The 13,863-nt window shown below is 74.0% G+C and carries 13 protein-coding genes; 7 read left to right on the forward strand and 6 right to left on the reverse strand.

Going from position 1 to position 13,863, the window contains the following annotated elements; all coding sequences use genetic code 11:
• The first annotated feature begins 40 nt into the window (after nt 1-40).
• Entirely contained in the window at nt 41-667 is a 627-nt protein-coding gene (locus MT994_RS05425) for a TetR family transcriptional regulator (protein ID WP_354805433.1), read from the forward strand.
• Nucleotides 668-748: 81 nt separating this feature from the next.
• Here MT994_RS05425 and MT994_RS05430 read toward each other — a convergent pair whose 3' ends face one another.
• From MT994_RS05430 to MT994_RS05440, 3 genes are all read right to left on the reverse strand, one after another.
• On the reverse strand, nt 749-2,485 hold the full coding sequence (locus MT994_RS05430) for a hypothetical protein (RefSeq protein WP_354805434.1): 1,737 nt from the start codon (nt 2,483-2,485) through the stop codon (nt 749-751).
• A 134-nt stretch (nt 2,486-2,619) separates the two neighbouring features.
• Nucleotides 2,620-3,072, reverse strand: a complete 453-nt coding sequence (locus MT994_RS05435) for a VOC family protein (RefSeq protein WP_043654330.1) — start codon at nt 3,070-3,072, stop codon at nt 2,620-2,622.
• 127 nt (nt 3,073-3,199) lie between these two features.
• Complete coding sequence (locus MT994_RS05440) at nt 3,200-4,258, reverse strand: Ku protein (RefSeq protein ID WP_354805436.1); 1,059 nt, start codon at nt 4,256-4,258, stop codon at nt 3,200-3,202.
• 91 nt (nt 4,259-4,349) lie between these two features.
• Between MT994_RS05440 and MT994_RS05445 the strand changes: the two genes are divergently transcribed.
• Nucleotides 4,350-4,652 (forward strand): DUF1905 domain-containing protein, encoded by a 303-nt coding sequence (locus MT994_RS05445; protein WP_031315545.1) that lies wholly within the window; start codon nt 4,350-4,352, stop codon nt 4,650-4,652.
• A gap of 41 nt (nt 4,653-4,693) precedes the next feature.
• On the opposite strand, the gene MT994_RS05450 is transcribed toward MT994_RS05445, so the two are convergent.
• Complete coding sequence (locus tag MT994_RS05450) at nt 4,694-5,392, reverse strand: GTP pyrophosphokinase family protein (protein ID WP_074809919.1); 699 nt, start codon at nt 5,390-5,392, stop codon at nt 4,694-4,696.
• Between the two features lie 215 nt (nt 5,393-5,607).
• Here MT994_RS05450 and MT994_RS05455 point away from each other — a divergent pair, with 215 nt between their 5' ends.
• The 3 genes from MT994_RS05455 (at nt 5,608) to MT994_RS05465 (ending at nt 10,831) form a co-directional block, all read left to right on the forward strand.
• On the forward strand, nt 5,608-8,292 hold the full coding sequence (locus MT994_RS05455) for an ATP-dependent DNA ligase (RefSeq protein WP_076405587.1): 2,685 nt from the start codon (nt 5,608-5,610) through the stop codon (nt 8,290-8,292).
• A 74-nt stretch (nt 8,293-8,366) separates the two neighbouring features.
• A complete protein-coding gene (locus MT994_RS05460; RefSeq protein ID WP_206153650.1) occupies nt 8,367-9,617 on the forward strand; it encodes a YncE family protein in 1,251 nt (416 codons plus the stop codon).
• A complete protein-coding gene (locus tag MT994_RS05465; RefSeq protein WP_163187067.1) occupies nt 9,614-10,831 on the forward strand; it encodes an amidohydrolase in 1,218 nt (405 codons plus the stop codon). Before MT994_RS05460 ends, MT994_RS05465 begins: the two co-directional genes overlap by 4 nt.
• A gap of 19 nt (nt 10,832-10,850) precedes the next feature.
• On the opposite strand, the gene MT994_RS05470 is transcribed toward MT994_RS05465, so the two are convergent.
• Nucleotides 10,851-11,720, reverse strand: a complete 870-nt coding sequence (locus MT994_RS05470) for an alpha/beta fold hydrolase (protein ID WP_354805437.1) — start codon at nt 11,718-11,720, stop codon at nt 10,851-10,853.
• Nucleotides 11,721-11,962: 242 nt separating this feature from the next.
• On the opposite strand from MT994_RS05470, the gene MT994_RS05475 reads away from it, so the two are divergent.
• Complete coding sequence (locus MT994_RS05475; protein WP_021482782.1) at nt 11,963-12,370, forward strand: VOC family protein; 408 nt, start codon at nt 11,963-11,965, stop codon at nt 12,368-12,370.
• A 45-nt stretch (nt 12,371-12,415) separates the two neighbouring features.
• Complete coding sequence (locus MT994_RS05480; RefSeq protein WP_354805439.1) at nt 12,416-13,351, forward strand: NADP-dependent oxidoreductase; 936 nt, start codon at nt 12,416-12,418, stop codon at nt 13,349-13,351.
• An 82-nt stretch (nt 13,352-13,433) separates the two neighbouring features.
• Here the strand turns inward: MT994_RS05480 and MT994_RS05485 are convergent, their stop codons facing one another.
• On the reverse strand, nt 13,434-13,826 hold the full coding sequence (locus tag MT994_RS05485; RefSeq protein ID WP_354805440.1) for a cupin domain-containing protein: 393 nt from the start codon (nt 13,824-13,826) through the stop codon (nt 13,434-13,436).
• Nucleotides 13,827-13,863: the final 37 nt, after the last annotated feature.

Below are 13,863 nucleotides of genomic sequence, written 5' to 3' on the forward strand. Positions count from 1 at the left end.
CCGGCCTGCGGGTCCGCACGGGCCGACTACCCTCGGTGCCATGCCGCCGCCCCCCGCTGCTCGCGCCAAGGTCCTGCGGGCGTTCGCGTCCCTGCTCGTCGAGCAGGGCGAGCGCGGCGCCACGCTCGAGGCGGTCGCCGAGCGCGCCGGGGTGTCCAAGGGCGGGCTGCTTTACCACTTCGGCTCCAAGGACGCGCTCGCCGACGGTCTCACCGAGCACCTCCGGGAGCTCACCGCCGCCGACGTCGAGGCGATGCGTGCCGCCCCCGCGGGCGCCGTCGACTACCTCATCCGCACCTCGACGCTCGTCGACACGGAGTTCGAGCTCGTCTACCTCGCCGTGTCCCGGCTCGCGCAGGGCTCGTACCCGCGCGCCCGTGCTGCGCTCGACGGCGCGCACGACGCGTGGACCCGCGCCGTGCTCGACGAGGTCGGCGACCCCGTCGTCGCCCACGCGATCGTCCTGCTCAGCGACGGCCTCTACGCGCACGCCGCGCTGAGCAGCGACGTGCTCGGCCGCGTCACGGGCGGCGACGAGGGGGACGACGGCGACGGCACCCCGGGCGAGGACCTCGCCTTCCGCGGCCCCCGCCCCGGCGACGACGTGGACGACCTCCTCGGCCTCATCGGCGAGCTCGTCGCGCTCCGCCGGACGGCCACCGCCTGAGGCGCCGCCCGGAGGCACGAGAGAGGCCCGGCAGGGCGCCCCGCCGGGCCTCTCCTCGCAGACCGTCACGAGTCGGGACTGCTAGCCCCCGAACGAGAACGGCACGGACCGCTCGCGCGTCACCGGCCCGCCGTCGACGTCGGCCGTGAACGAGACGTCCACCTGACCGTCGACCGGTTCCGACGTCCGCACCGCGAACGCCTGGTACGCGCTCGCCCCGGCCGCGACGCGCGGGAAGTGCTTGCGTCCGAAAGGCGTCACGACGCTCACGTCCGCGGCACCGTCGCCCTCGTTCAGGACGCGCACGCCGAGGTAGAGCTTGCCGGCGAGCCAGCGCGGGGTCACGTCGACCGAGAAGTGCGGCCCGGGGTCGTCGGCGCACGGGTCGGCCGTCGGCGCGTCCTCCACCGTGGCGCTGTGGAACACGGTGTACGCGCCGCCGTCCGCCGCGACGGTCGCGGAGAGCCGGAGGTCGACGTCGTCGAGCCGCCACGTGGGGTCGTAGGTCGGCGACACGGTCCCGTCGTCGTGGGTGACGAACCCCGGCCACGGCTGGCGCGTCGTCCACGGGTGCCCGAACCCGGCGTCGCCGTAGACGACCTCGTTCGGCCCTCCCGGGCCCTCCCACTCGATGAAGAAGGTCGAGTTGTCGTCGGTCGCACCGCGCGGCGGGGTCACGGAGATGTCGACGAGAGGCACGCCGGCGTCGCACGTCGGCACGACCGACAGGACCTCGAGCTCGCAGCGCGGTCGGACGGCCGATCCCCAGTGCAGGATGACCTGGCTCTCGCCGTAGAAGCTCCACTGGTCGCTGGCCAGGCTGTCGAACCGGTAGCCGGGCGCCGCCGTCGCGACGATCCCCTCCGCGGTCCGCTCGTACGTGATCTCGGCCGTGTCGTCCGGCAGGACGACGTCGTCCGGCGTCGCGTCGCAGTCCGTCGGCACCACGGGCATGACCGGTTCGACGACCGTCGGCTCGACCCAGCAGGGCTCGGTGCTCCCGGTCTCGGTCCGGTCCAGCGCGTCGTCCGCGGCGTCGAGGGCGACCTCCCACTCCTGGGTGCGCGAGCCGTCGATGGTCCACTCGCCCGAGAAGAACCCGCTCTCGTCGACGACCCCGTCGCCGAGGACCTCCCCGTCGAGCCGGACGGCGACGGCCGTGCCCGCCGGGTATCCCGCGACGTCCACCCACAGCACCTCGCAGTAGGCGCTGACGTCGACGCGCAGGCTCGGGTCGAAGCGGCACGGCTCCGTCGTCCCGGACCAGCTCCGATCGAGCGCGTCCTCGGGCGCGTCGAGCGTGACCGACCAGTCGTGCGGGGTCTGCCAGTCCAGCGGCCAGCCGGTCCAGAAGGAACCGGTGAAGGTCTCGTCGCCGACCACGGCGCCGTCGACGCTCACGACGACGCGCGAGCCCTCCGGGTACCCGCCCACGTTGGTCGACAGCTCACCGCACGAGGCCCAGGCGTCGGCCCAGACGTTCGGGTCGGAGTCGCACGGGACGGTGCTGCCGCTGTCGGAGAAGTCCCCGTCCGCGCCGTCCGGTGCGTCCACGACGACGCTCCAGTCGTGCGGGACGGAGAAGTCGAGATCGCGCCAGAAGGAGTAGGACGTGTCGAACGTCGTGCTCTCGACGGTCTCGCCGTCGAGAGTCACGACGACGGACGTGCCCTGCGGGTAGTCGTCGAGGCTGACGTAGAGGGAGTTGCAGGAGGGCTGGACGGAGGGGGTGGCGGCGGCTGCGGGGGTCGCGGTGGCGACGCCCAGCCCGCCGAGGGCCAGCACCGTCCCCACGGTGCCGGCAAGGAGCTTCTTCACTCGGTTCGTGATCCTTCACGAGAGGACGGCGCGCGCCGTCGCGGATGTCGAGCGCATTCAACCAGACCTGGGGGCTGCCTGGGCATCCCCGACGAGCCGCGCGTCCTCCGGGCTCACGCGCGGCGGCGTCCGCCTCAGCCCTCGTAGGCGGCGCGCAACGGCACCAGGTCGAGCTTGGACTGCGTCATCATCACGTCCACGACGCGCTGCACGCGGGCCGGGTCGGGGTCCTGCAGCATCGCGAGGAACTCGAGCGGCACGACCTGCCACGACAGCCCGAACCGGTCCTTGAGCCAGCCGCACTGCGACTCCTGGCCGCCGTCGGTGAGCGCCGCCCAGTACTCGTCGACCTCGTCCTGGGACTCGCACTCGACGACGAACGACACCGCCTCGGTGAAGGGGAACTGCGGACCGCCGTTGATGGCGTCGAACCGCTGGCCGGCGAGCTCGAAGTCCGCCGACACGGCGGTGCCGTCGGGCTGGCGGAACACGTCGCCGACCTTCGCGTCGGGGAAGACGCTCGAGTAGAACGTGATGGCCTCCTCGAGGTTGCCGTCGAACCACAGGCTCGGCACGATCGCACGCATCGTCGTCTCCTTCGCAGGGCCTCGCGGGCGGCCGGTCGACCGCCCACCCGTTCCGACGGGCGCCGGGCGCGGAACTCATCGCACCCGCCCCGAGGTCGCGCGGTGCGCGCCCGCCCGCCGCCCGGTGCTAGGCGGACGCCTTCTTCCGGGTCGTCTTCGAGGTGGTCGACTTCTCCTTCGTGGAGGCGGCGCGGCTCGTGCTCTTCTTCGCGGCCGGCTTCGACGCCGCCTTCTCCTTCGTGCCCGAGCTCTTGCTCGCGCTCGTCGACCGGGAAGCGCTCGACCCCTTGCCCGACGACGAGCTCGCGCGGCCGGAGCCGGACTTCCCGGTCGACCCGGAGCCCGACCCGGACCGTGAACCTGAGCCTGAACCTGAGGCCTTCCCCCCGCTCGCGCGCGAGCTCTTCGACGACGCGACCGACTTGCGCAGCGCCTCCATGAGGTCGATGACCTCCGCGCCCTCGCCCTCCTCCGGCTGCTCGCCGAAGGTCTCGGCGGTGTCCAGCGCGTCGCCCTGCTCGAGCTTGGCCTCGATGAGCTGGCGGAGCTGCGCCTGGTAGTCGTCCTCGTACTCCTCCGGCGTGAAGTCCGCCTCGAAGCTCGCGACGAGCTGCGCCGACATGGCGAGCTCCTTGTCGGTCACCTTCGCCTCGTCGTCGAGCGAGGGGAACGCGGCCTCGCGCACCTCGTCGGCCCACAGCAGCGTCTGGAGCACGAGCACGTCGTCCCGCACGCGCAGCGCCGCGAGCCGCGTGCGCTGCCGGAGCGCGAACTTCACGATCGCCGTCCGGTCGGTCTCCTCGAGCGTGCGCCGCATGAGCACGTACGCCTTGTTGGACTTCGAGTCGGGCTCCAGGTAGTAGCTGCGGTCGAGCAGGAGCGGGTCGATCTGCTCGCTCGGCACGAACTCCACGACCTCGATCTCGCGGCTGCGCTCGGCGGGGAGCGCGGCGAAGTCCTCGCTCGTCAGCACGACGGTGCGCTCGCCGTCGTCGTACGCCTTGTCGATGTGCTCGTACGGCACGACCTCGCCGTCGATCTCGCACACGCGCCGGTAGCGGATGCGGCCGCCGTCCTTGTCGTGGACCTGGTGCAGCGGCACGTCGTGGTCCTCCGTCGCGGAGTAGACCTTGACCGGCACGTTGACGAGGCCGAACGTGATGGCGCCCTTCCAGATGGCCCTCATCCGTCCATGGTGGCGTCACCGGCGCCCGCCCGCGAGGGATACGGCGCGACGTCGGCACCCGCGTGTGGGTGGCCCGCGGCACCATGGACGGGTGGCGGGGACGAGGTTCGAGTTCGAGGCCGAGCTGTGGCGGTGGGAGGCGCGCACCGACAGCTGGGTGTTCGCCGCGCTCCCGGAGGACGTGAGCGACGAGATCGCGGAGCTGCCGCTGCCGCCCGCGGGGTTCGGCTCGGTCAAGGTCGAGGTCACGCTCGGGGCGCAGCGCTGGTCCACGTCGGTGTTCCCCGACGCGCAGCGCAAGACGTTCGTCGTGCCGATCAAGGCCGCGGTCCGCCGCGCCGAGGGCGTCGACGTCGGCGACCGGGTGCGGATCGGCGTCGAGACGCTGGTCTGAGCGGCCCGACGTCGTCGCGCGGCCCGTGCGGGCGCGTCGCCTCAGCCGTCGTGGCGGCGTTCGTGGAACGCCTCGTCGGCGACCTGCGCCGTCCGCATGAAGCTCTCCATCACCTCGCGCGGCGTGGCGAGCTCGTCGGTGTTCTCGACCGGCTCCGGCACGCCGTCGAGGCTGCGCACCTCGTCGTGGATGCGCTCCATCGTCGTGTCGAGGGTCGCGGCGACGTCCGCCGCGAGCTTGAGCGCGTCCGTCAGGTGCTGAGGGACGTCCCGCTGGTACTTGTAGTAGATCTTGTGCTCCAGGCTCGCCCAGAAGTCCATGGCGATCGTGCGGAGCTGGATCTCGACGACGACGTCCTCGACGCGGTCGGAGAGGAACACCGGCACCTGGACGATGAGGTGCAGGCTCTTGTAGCCGTTGCCCTTCGGGTGCGCGATGTAGTCGCGCTCCTCCAGGACGGTGAGGTCGCGCTGGCCCACGAGCAGGTCGCGCACGCGGTAGATGTCGGAGACGAACGCGCACGTGACGCGGACGCCCGCGACGTCGAACATGTTCTCCCGCACGCCCTCCGGGGTGAGCGGGATCCCCTTGCGGCGCGCCTTCGCGACGATCGACTCGAGCGACTTCAGGCGCGAGCCCAGGTGCTCGATCGGGTTGTCGTCGTGCACGTGCCGGAACTCGTCGCGGAGCACGGTGATCTTCGTCATCACCTCGTCGATGCCGAACTTGTAGTTCATCATCAGGCGACGGAACTCGCGGACGCGGGGACCGATCTCCGCGGGGAGCGGTACGTCGTCGGTCGTCAGGTGCGGCACGGTGATCCTCTCGGTCCGGCATCGACCCCGGGCGGGCTCCCCGGCCGGTCGGACAGCCCCACCCAGTGTCCACGGTCGAGGACGCCGAGAAGTTCCCGCCACGGCGGGCGGCGCCGTCGGGCCCGCGCCACGATGGGCCCATGGCCACCACATCCAGCCGGGCGGGCGAGACGGTGAACGTCGGTGGTCACCGCCTGCGCCTCACCAACCTGGACAAGGTCCTCTACCCCGCCACCGGCACGACGAAGGCCGACGTCCTCGCGTACCTCGCGGCCGTCGCCGACGTCATGCTCCCCCACTGCGCCAACCGGCCCGCGACGCGCAAGCGGTGGCCCGACGGCGTCGACGGCCAGGTGTTCTTCCAGAAGAACGCGGGCCAGGGCGTCCCGTCCTGGGTGCGCACGCGGCGCATCCAGCACAAGAGCAGCGCCAACGACTACGTGCTGGTCAACGACCTCGCGACCCTCACGTGGCTCGGCCAGACGGCGTCGCTCGAGCTCCACGTGCCGCAGTGGCAGTTCGGTCGCACCGGGGCGCACCTCGACCCCGACCGCCTCGTCCTCGACCTCGACCCCGGCCCGGGGGCCGGGCTGGCCGAGTGCGCGGAGGTCGCACGCCAGGCGCGGCAGATCCTCCAGGGCATGGGCCTCGAACCCCTGCCCGTGACGAGCGGGTCCAAGGGCATCCACCTGTACGCCGCGCTCGACGGCAAGCAGGACGCGGCGGCCGTCTCCGCCGTCGCGCACGAGCTCGCCCGCTACCTGGAGGCCGAGCACCCCGACCTCGTCGTGAGCGACATGAAGAAGTCGCTGCGCGGCGGCAAGGTGCTCGTGGACTGGAGCCAGAACAACGGCAACAAGACGACGATCGCGCCCTACTCGCTGCGCGGGCGAGAGCACCCCACCGTCGCCGCGCCCCGCACCTGGGAGGAGCTCGACGACCCGGACCTGCGCCACCTGGACCTCGACGAGGTCGTCGAGCGCGTGCGCACCCTGGGCGACCCGCTCGCCGCGCTCACGCAGGGACACCTCTCCGCGCTCGAGCCCACGCCCGCGCGCATGGCGACGTTCGAGCGCAAGGGGGGTGCGGCGTCGGGCAGCGGGACCGCGGACGGCGGGACGGACGACGAGCGGCCCGACCGCCTGCACCGGTACCGCTCCATGCGCGACGCCGGGCGCACGCCCGAGCCCGTCCCGGACGAGGCGCCGCCGCCGAGCGCGGGCAACAGCTTCGTCATCCAGGAGCACCACGCCCGCCGCCTGCACTGGGACTTCCGGCTGGAGCACGACGGCGTCCTCGTGAGCTGGGCGCTCCCGCGCGGCGAGCCGACCGACCCGAAGAAGAACCACCTCGCCGTCCAGACCGAGGACCACCCGCTCGCCTACGGCTCGTTCGAGGGCACGATCCCGAAGGGCGAGTACGGCGCCGGCGAGGTGACCATCTGGGACGCCGGCACGTACGAGCTCGAGAAGTGGCGCGACGGCGAGGAGGTCATCGTCACGCTCCACGGCGAGCAGCACGGCACGCGCCGACTCGCGCTCATCCACACGGGCGGCCGCGACGGCCGCGACGAGGACAACTGGCTGATCCACCTCATGGCGCCGAGGCCGAGCCGTCCGGGCGAGAGCGCGCGGGGTCGGGGCGCCGGGGGTGGGGAGGAGGCGCCGGGTCTACCATCCGCGGCTCGTCCCTCGCCGCTCCCGCCAGACCCGCCACGACCCGGCACCTCCTCCCCACCCCCGGCTTCGCGGTCGGCTCGGGGCGCGTCCTCGCCCGACCACGACGACACGCCGGAGCCGCGGCCGGCTCGGACGGACTGGCGGCCGATGCTCGCGTCGCCCGCGTCGGCGGGCGACCTGCACGACGGCGACGCGTGGGCGTTCGAGATGAAGTGGGACGGGTTCCGGACGCTCGCGCACGTGTCCGAGGGTCGCGTGCGGCTCGTGAGCCGCTCGGGCAAGGACATGTCGGTGACGTACCCGGAGCTGCAGGCGCTCGCGGAGCAGGTCCCGGCCGAGGCGCTGCCGGTGGTCCTGGACGGGGAGATCGTCGCGCTCGACGCGCGGGGGCGGCCGAGCTTCCGGCGTCTCCAGCAGCGCGCGAACATCGCCAAGCCGGGGGACGTCGCCGCGGCGAGACGGCGGGTCACGGTCGACCTCATGGTGTTCGACGTCCTGGAGACCGGCGGGCGGTCGCTCGCGAAGCGCCCGTACGACGAGCGGCGCGAGGTGCTGGAGGACGTGCTGCGCGACGCCGTCGCCCCGGTGCACGTGCCGCCCGTGTTCGACGGGGACCTGGAGGCCGCGATGGAGACGTCGAGGCGGCTGGGGCTCGAGGGCGTGGTCGCGAAGCGGCGCGACGGGACGTACTCGTCGGGCCGCCGCTCGGCGCTGTGGCTGAAGCTCAAGCACGCGCAGTCGCAGGAGGTCGTCGTGGTCGGGTGGCGGCCGGGCCACGGCGAGCGGACGCACCTCGTCGGGTCCCTGCTGCTCGCCGTGCCCGACGACGGCCGCCTCGTCTACGTGGGCCGGGTCGGGTCGGGCTTCACGGACGCCGAGCGGCGCGACCTGGTCGCCGAGCTCGACCGGATCGGTCGCACGACGCCGCCCGCGGTGGGCGTGCCGCGCGAGGACGCGCGCGACGCGCACTGGGTGTCGCCGCGGCGGGTCGCGGAGGTCGTCTACGCCGAGTGGACGGGCGCCGGGGAGGGCGACGGGGACGACGTCCCGTTCGGCAAGCTGCGCCACCCCGTGTGGAAGGGATGGCGCCGGGACAAGTCGCCGGACGACGTCGTGCTGGAGGCGCCCGCGACGTTCGAGGGCTGACCCGGCCGGGGCCCTCGGTCGGTCGCCGCATCGCGCTCGCGGAGCGCTCGGCGCGATTGGTATACCATTTGGCCATGGCTGCCCCTCCCGTCCCGCGTCGCACCGACCGGCCCGGGAACCGTCGGCCGCGCCGCGTGGTGGCGTGGGCCGCGGCGCTCGGCGTCGCCGTCCTCGCCGCGTGCACGCCCGGCGGGGCGGGCGACGACGCCGCGCCCGCTGCACCGCCGAGCCCGGCCGCCTCGCCGCAGACTCCCGCGACGACGCCCGCGGACGGCCCGACGACCCCCGCGCCCGACGCCGTCCCCGCCGTCGAGACCCCGCGGTTCCTGCTCGCGACCGAGGCGGAGTCCGACGGCCTCGCGGTCGTCGACCCGACGATCCGGGAGGGCAGCGCCGTCGTCGACCGCATCGAGGTGGGGGCCGCGCCGTGGGGCGTCGCGGTGCACGCCCCGACGATGCGCGCCTACGTCTCGACGGCCCAGGGCGTCGCCGTCGTGAACCTCGCGACGCGCGAGCGGGTCGACCTCCTCCCCTACCGGGACGCGCCCGCGCGCGTCGCGTTCGGCGAGTACCGCCGCGGCGGCATGGGCATCGCCGTCTCGCCCGACGGCGCCCGCGTCCACGTCGCCGTCCACCGCGGCGACTCGTCGACGCTCGAGACGATCGACGTCGCGTCGCGCGAGGTCGTCGCGAGCACCCCCGTGGGGCTGCGACCGTTCGACGTGCTCGTCGCCGCCGACGGCAGCGAGGTCTACACCGTCGACCACGACACGTTCTCCGTGCACGTCGTCGACACCACGACGTTCGAGGCCCGGCGGATCGAGGTCGCGCCGTTCGGCACGGACGGCGGCCTCGCGTCGTTCGAGAAGCCGCACTACGCGGTGCTCGACGACGACGGCTCGCTCCTGCTGCCCTACCAGGGCCGCGTGCTGGTCCGCCTCGACCCGGCCACCGGCACGACGACGACCGTCGCCTCGGCGGCGGACAGCCACCAGCACGGCGTCGCCCGCGCGCCCGACGGCCGCGTCGTCGTCGTGGGCAACGGCCCGTTCGGCAACGCCACGGGCGGGCCGAACGTGACGGTGCTCGACCCGGCGACCGGCGCGGAGCAGGTCACCTCGCTCACGCGCCGCCACGAGACCGTGACGACGTGGACCGACCCCGCGACGGGGCGCCCGAGCGCCGTGCTCGCCGGCGGGTACACGCAGGCCGAGGCGTGGGACGGCGCGACCGTCGTCGACCTCGGCACGCTCGACACGTACGAGATCCAGATCCCCGGACGGCCCCAGGTGGTCGTCCCGCTGCCGGAAGGACCCGCCGCATGACCACCGCCCGCACCCCCGAGACCGTCACCGTCCTGCGCGACGTCCGCCCCTGGGGCGGCGAGCCGGTCGACCTGCACGTCGCGGACGGCCGCATCGCCGCGGTGACGCCGCACGACCCGGCAGCCGGCACGGCGCCGGAGGCCGGCGTGGTCGACGGCCGCGGCCTGCTCGCGCTCCCGGGCCTCGTCAACGCCCACGCGCACGTCGACAAGAGCTGGTGGGGCCGGCCCTGGGTGAGCTACGGCGGCGAGGCGACGACGCAGGGCCGCATCGCGCACGAGCGCGCGCACCGCGACGAGCTCGGCATCCCGGGCGTCGACGTGACGCTCACGGTGCTGCGCGAGTTCGTGCGGCACGGCACGACGGCGATCCGCACCCACGTCGACGTCGACCTCGGCCTGGGGCTGCGCGGCATCGAGGTCGTGCGCGAGGCGCTCGCCGCGCTGGACGGCGCCGTGCACGCCGAGATCGTCGCGTTCCCGCAGGACGGCGTGCTGCGCCGCCCCGGGGTGCTCGACCTGCTCGACGCGGCCGCCGCCGCGGGCGCCGAGCACGTCGGCGGCCTCGACCCGGCGTCGATCGACCGCGACCCCGTCGGCCAGCTCGACGGGCTGTTCGCGATCGCCGAGCGCCGCGGCGTCGGGATCGACGTGCACCTCCACGACGGCGGGGACCTCGGCGCGTTCCAGGTCGAGCTCATGATCGACCGCACCCTGCGCGCCGGCCTCCAGGGGAAGGTCAACGTGGCGCACGGCTTCGCGGTCGGCGACGTCCCGGCGTCGCGCCAGGCGGAGCTCGTCGCCGCGATGGGCGAGGCCGGCATCACCATGACCACGGTGGCGCCGATCGGCGCCGCTCCCCTGCCCGTGCACGCGCTGCGCGCGGCGGGCGTCGCCGTCGGGCTCGGCACGGACGGCATCCGCGACCTGTGGTCCCCGTACGGGACGGGCGACCTCCTCGCGCTGACGACCCAGCTCGCCCGCCTCTCGCGCTTCCGGTACGACGAGGAGCTCGTCACCGCGGCGCGCGTCGCGACGTCCGACGCCGCGCGCTTCGTCGGCCGCGACGTCCACGACCTCGTCGTCGGCGCGCCCGCGGACGTGGTGCTCGTCGACGCGGAGAACGTGCCCGACGCCGTCGTGCGCGCCCCGCGCCGCGCGCTCGTCGTCGCGGGCGGCCGGGTCGTGGCCCGCGACGGCGACGTGCTCGTCTGACGTCGCGGGCCCCGAGCCGTCAGGCGCGCGGCGCCCTCGCGTGCGCCAGGGCCCAGTCGAGCGCGTGGTCCGCGACCGCCTCCCACCCTGGTGCCCCGCACGTCCAGTGGTCGCGACCCGCGAACTCGTAGTACTCCGTGAGCGCGGGCGAGGCCTCCCAGTGCTTGGCGTTCGAACGGTTCACGGCCGGCGGCATGATGTGGTCCTGCTCCCCCGCGACGAAGAGCAGGGGCGCCCGGTCCGCCGAGTAGTCGACCCACGTGTCCTGGTGCCCGGGCTTGAAGTTGGCGACGAGGCCGTACTCCCACACCCAGTGGCCGGGGGCGGGGATCGCGTACCGCTCCCAGACCGCGCGCGACGCCTCCTCGCTGAGCGTGTTCGTGAACGCGTAGTGGAACTCCTCGGGCGTGAAGCCGACGGCGCGGTGCCGGTTCGCGGGGTTGCGCAGCGCCGGGAAGAGGGAGCGCGCCTGGGACACCGGGGTGACGCGCACGCCCTCGGTGGGCGCCGAGTCGATCACGACGCCCGCGGCGCCGAGACCCCGCGCGAGCAGGAGCTGGGTGAGGGTGCCCCCGAACGAGTGGCCCATGATGATCGGCGGCGCGTCGAGCGCCTCGATGACGGAGGCCAGGTGGTCCAGCGTCTCCGGGACGGTGAGGTCGGCGATGAGCTGCGGGTTCTCCCGGAGCCCCTCGACCTCGATCTCGAAACCGGGGTAGCCGGGCGTGAGGACGGTGAGTCCCTGCTGCTCGTAGTGCGCGACCCACCCCTCCCAGCTCCGGGGGGTCATCCAGAGGCCGTGCACGAGCACGACGGTGTCGGGGCGAGGATCGGGAGGCGACCCCGCGGGTGCCTCGGTGGGGGTCGGGGAGCGGTCGACGTCGGTCATGGCCGGGTCCTCTCAGGCTCGGTGGCGGTGGAGAAGAGCGGGGACGCCACGTCGCGTCCCCCCGGCCGGCACCCCGCCGACCTGTCCTTCGAGAACTGTGCGCGGTGCCCTCCGTCGGACGCTACCGGTCCCCGGCACCGGGCGACAGACCCTCTGCCCTCCGCCGTCGATGAGTTTCCGGGCCCGGGTGCGTCTACCCCGCGACACCCTCGGGCCAGGCGCCCGCGACACCGGAGGACCGCATGAGCACCCAGATCTTCGTCAACCTGCCCGTCCAGGACCTCGACGCCGCCAAGGCGTTCTACACCGCGCTGGGGTACACGGTGAACGAGCAGTTCACGGACGAGAACGCGTCCTCGATCGTCCTCAGCGACACGATCTACGTGATGCTCCTCACCGCGGAGTTCGCGCAGCGGTTCACGAACAAGGCGATCGCCGACGCGACCGCCACGACCGAGGTCATCAACGCCCTGAGCGTCGGCTCCCGCGCCGAGGTCGACCGGCTCGTCGACGCCGCGTTCGCCGCCGGCGCGACGGCGGTCAAGGACCCCCAGGAGGAGGGCGGCTTCATGTACTCGCGGAGCTTCGCCGACCTCGACGGGCACCAGTGGGAGGTCCTCCACATGGACCCCACCGCGTTCGAGGGCTGACCGCGCCGCGGGAATCCGTCGGGCGTCCGCGGGGTTGCTGCCCGTATGCGAGCCATCACCTACTCCCGCTACGGCGGCCCCGACGTCCTCGAGACGACCGACCTCCCGACCCCCAAGGTCGGCCCCGACTCCGTCCTCGTGCGCGTGCGCGCCGCGAGCGTGAACCCGGTGGACTGGAAGGTCCGGGAGGGATACCTCGACCAGGTCATGGACGCCGTCTTCCCCGTCGTGCCCGGCTGGGACGTCGCGGGCGTCGTCGAGCGCGTGGGCCTGGACACCCCCGAGCTCCAGGTCGGCGACGAGGTGTACGGGTACGTGCGCAAGGACGTCGTGGGCGGCGAGGTCTCGGGCGGCACGTTCGCCGAGCTCGTCGCGGCGCCCGTCCGGACGCTCGCGCGCAAGCCGGCGGCGTGGTCGTTCGAGGAGGCGGCGGCCGTGCCCCTCGCCGGGCTGACGGCGTACCAGACCATCCGGCGCACCGGCCTCGCGGCGGGCCAGACGGTGCTCGTGCACGCTGCCGCCGGTGGCGTCGGGTCGTTCGCCGTCCAGATCGCGAAGGCGCTCGGGGCGCGCGTCCTCGGGACGGCGTCGGAGCGCAACCACGACTTCCTGCGCTCGCTCGGCGCGGAGCCGGTGACGTACGGCGACGGGCTCGCGGAGCGGGTCCGGGCGCTCGCGCCCGAGGGCGTGGACGTGGTCCTCGACTACGTGGGCGGCGACGCGCTCGACTCGGTCCCGCAGGTGCTGCGCGACGGCGGCACGGTCGCCTCGATCACGGACGCGCGGGCACGCGACGAGCTGGGCGGGCACTACGTGTGGGTGCGCCCCGACGCGGCCGACCTCGCCGAGCTCGCGCGACTCGGCGACGAGGGCCTGCTGCGCCCGGAGGTCGCCGAGGTCTTCGACCTCGCCGACGCCGCCGACGCGCACCGCGCGAGCCAGTCCGGGCACGTGCGCGGCAAGGTCGTCGTGCGGGTCTGACCCTCCGAGACCGGTCCGGGCGGCGCCCGATCGACCCGCCGCGGGCCGGTCCGGCACGTCCGGGCCGGTCGGGCTCCGACCGTCAGGCGGTCGGCGGTTCGCCCGGCAGCTCCCGCAGCGGCGACGTGAGGTCGCCGCCCGCGTCGCCCGTGTTGACCGTCCCCTGCCGCTCGACGAGCACCGCGGAGGTCTCGACGGCGGCACGCGGCCGGTGCTCGACGCCCCGCGGCACGACGAACAGGTCGTGCGGGCCCAGCACGACCGCCCGCTCGACACCGCCCTCGCGCAGGTCGATCGTCAGCTCGCCGTCGAGCACGAGGAACAGCTCGTCGGTCTCGGGGTGCGTGTGCCAGACGAACTCGCCCAGCACCTTCACCACCTTGACGTCGGCGTCGTTGAGGCTCGCCACGCGGTGCGGCTGCCAGTGCCCGTCGAACGCGTCGAGAGCGGCGAGGAGGTTGCGCACGTCGGTCATGCGAGCAGCCTGCCACTCCCGGACCCGACCCGGCCGC

The sequence above is a fragment of the Cellulosimicrobium sp. MI9406 genome (assembly GCF_040595865.1).
Taxonomy (GTDB): domain Bacteria; phylum Actinomycetota; class Actinomycetes; order Actinomycetales; family Cellulomonadaceae; genus Cellulosimicrobium; species Cellulosimicrobium funkei.

Coding starts and splice junctions, on each gene's coding strand:
- MT994_RS05425 (WP_354805433.1), top strand. CDS start 41: ATGCCGCCGCCCCCCGCTGCTCGCGCCAAGGTCCTGCGGGCGTTCGCG.
- MT994_RS05435 (WP_043654330.1), bottom strand. CDS start 3,072: ATGCGTGCGATCGTGCCGAGCCTGTGGTTCGACGGCAACCTCGAGGAG.
- MT994_RS05440 (WP_354805436.1), bottom strand. CDS start 4,258: ATGAGGGCCATCTGGAAGGGCGCCATCACGTTCGGCCTCGTCAACGTG.
- MT994_RS05450 (WP_074809919.1), bottom strand. CDS start 5,392: ATGATGAACTACAAGTTCGGCATCGACGAGGTGATGACGAAGATCACC.
- MT994_RS05455 (WP_076405587.1), top strand. CDS start 5,608: ATGGCCACCACATCCAGCCGGGCGGGCGAGACGGTGAACGTCGGTGGT.
- MT994_RS05460 (WP_206153650.1), top strand. CDS start 8,367: ATGGCTGCCCCTCCCGTCCCGCGTCGCACCGACCGGCCCGGGAACCGT.
- MT994_RS05465 (WP_163187067.1), top strand. CDS start 9,614: ATGACCACCGCCCGCACCCCCGAGACCGTCACCGTCCTGCGCGACGTC.
- MT994_RS05470 (WP_354805437.1), bottom strand. CDS start 11,720: ATGACCGACGTCGACCGCTCCCCGACCCCCACCGAGGCACCCGCGGGG.
- MT994_RS05475 (WP_021482782.1), top strand. CDS start 11,963: ATGAGCACCCAGATCTTCGTCAACCTGCCCGTCCAGGACCTCGACGCC.
- MT994_RS05480 (WP_354805439.1), top strand. CDS start 12,416: ATGCGAGCCATCACCTACTCCCGCTACGGCGGCCCCGACGTCCTCGAG.
- MT994_RS05485 (WP_354805440.1), bottom strand. CDS start 13,826: ATGACCGACGTGCGCAACCTCCTCGCCGCTCTCGACGCGTTCGACGGG.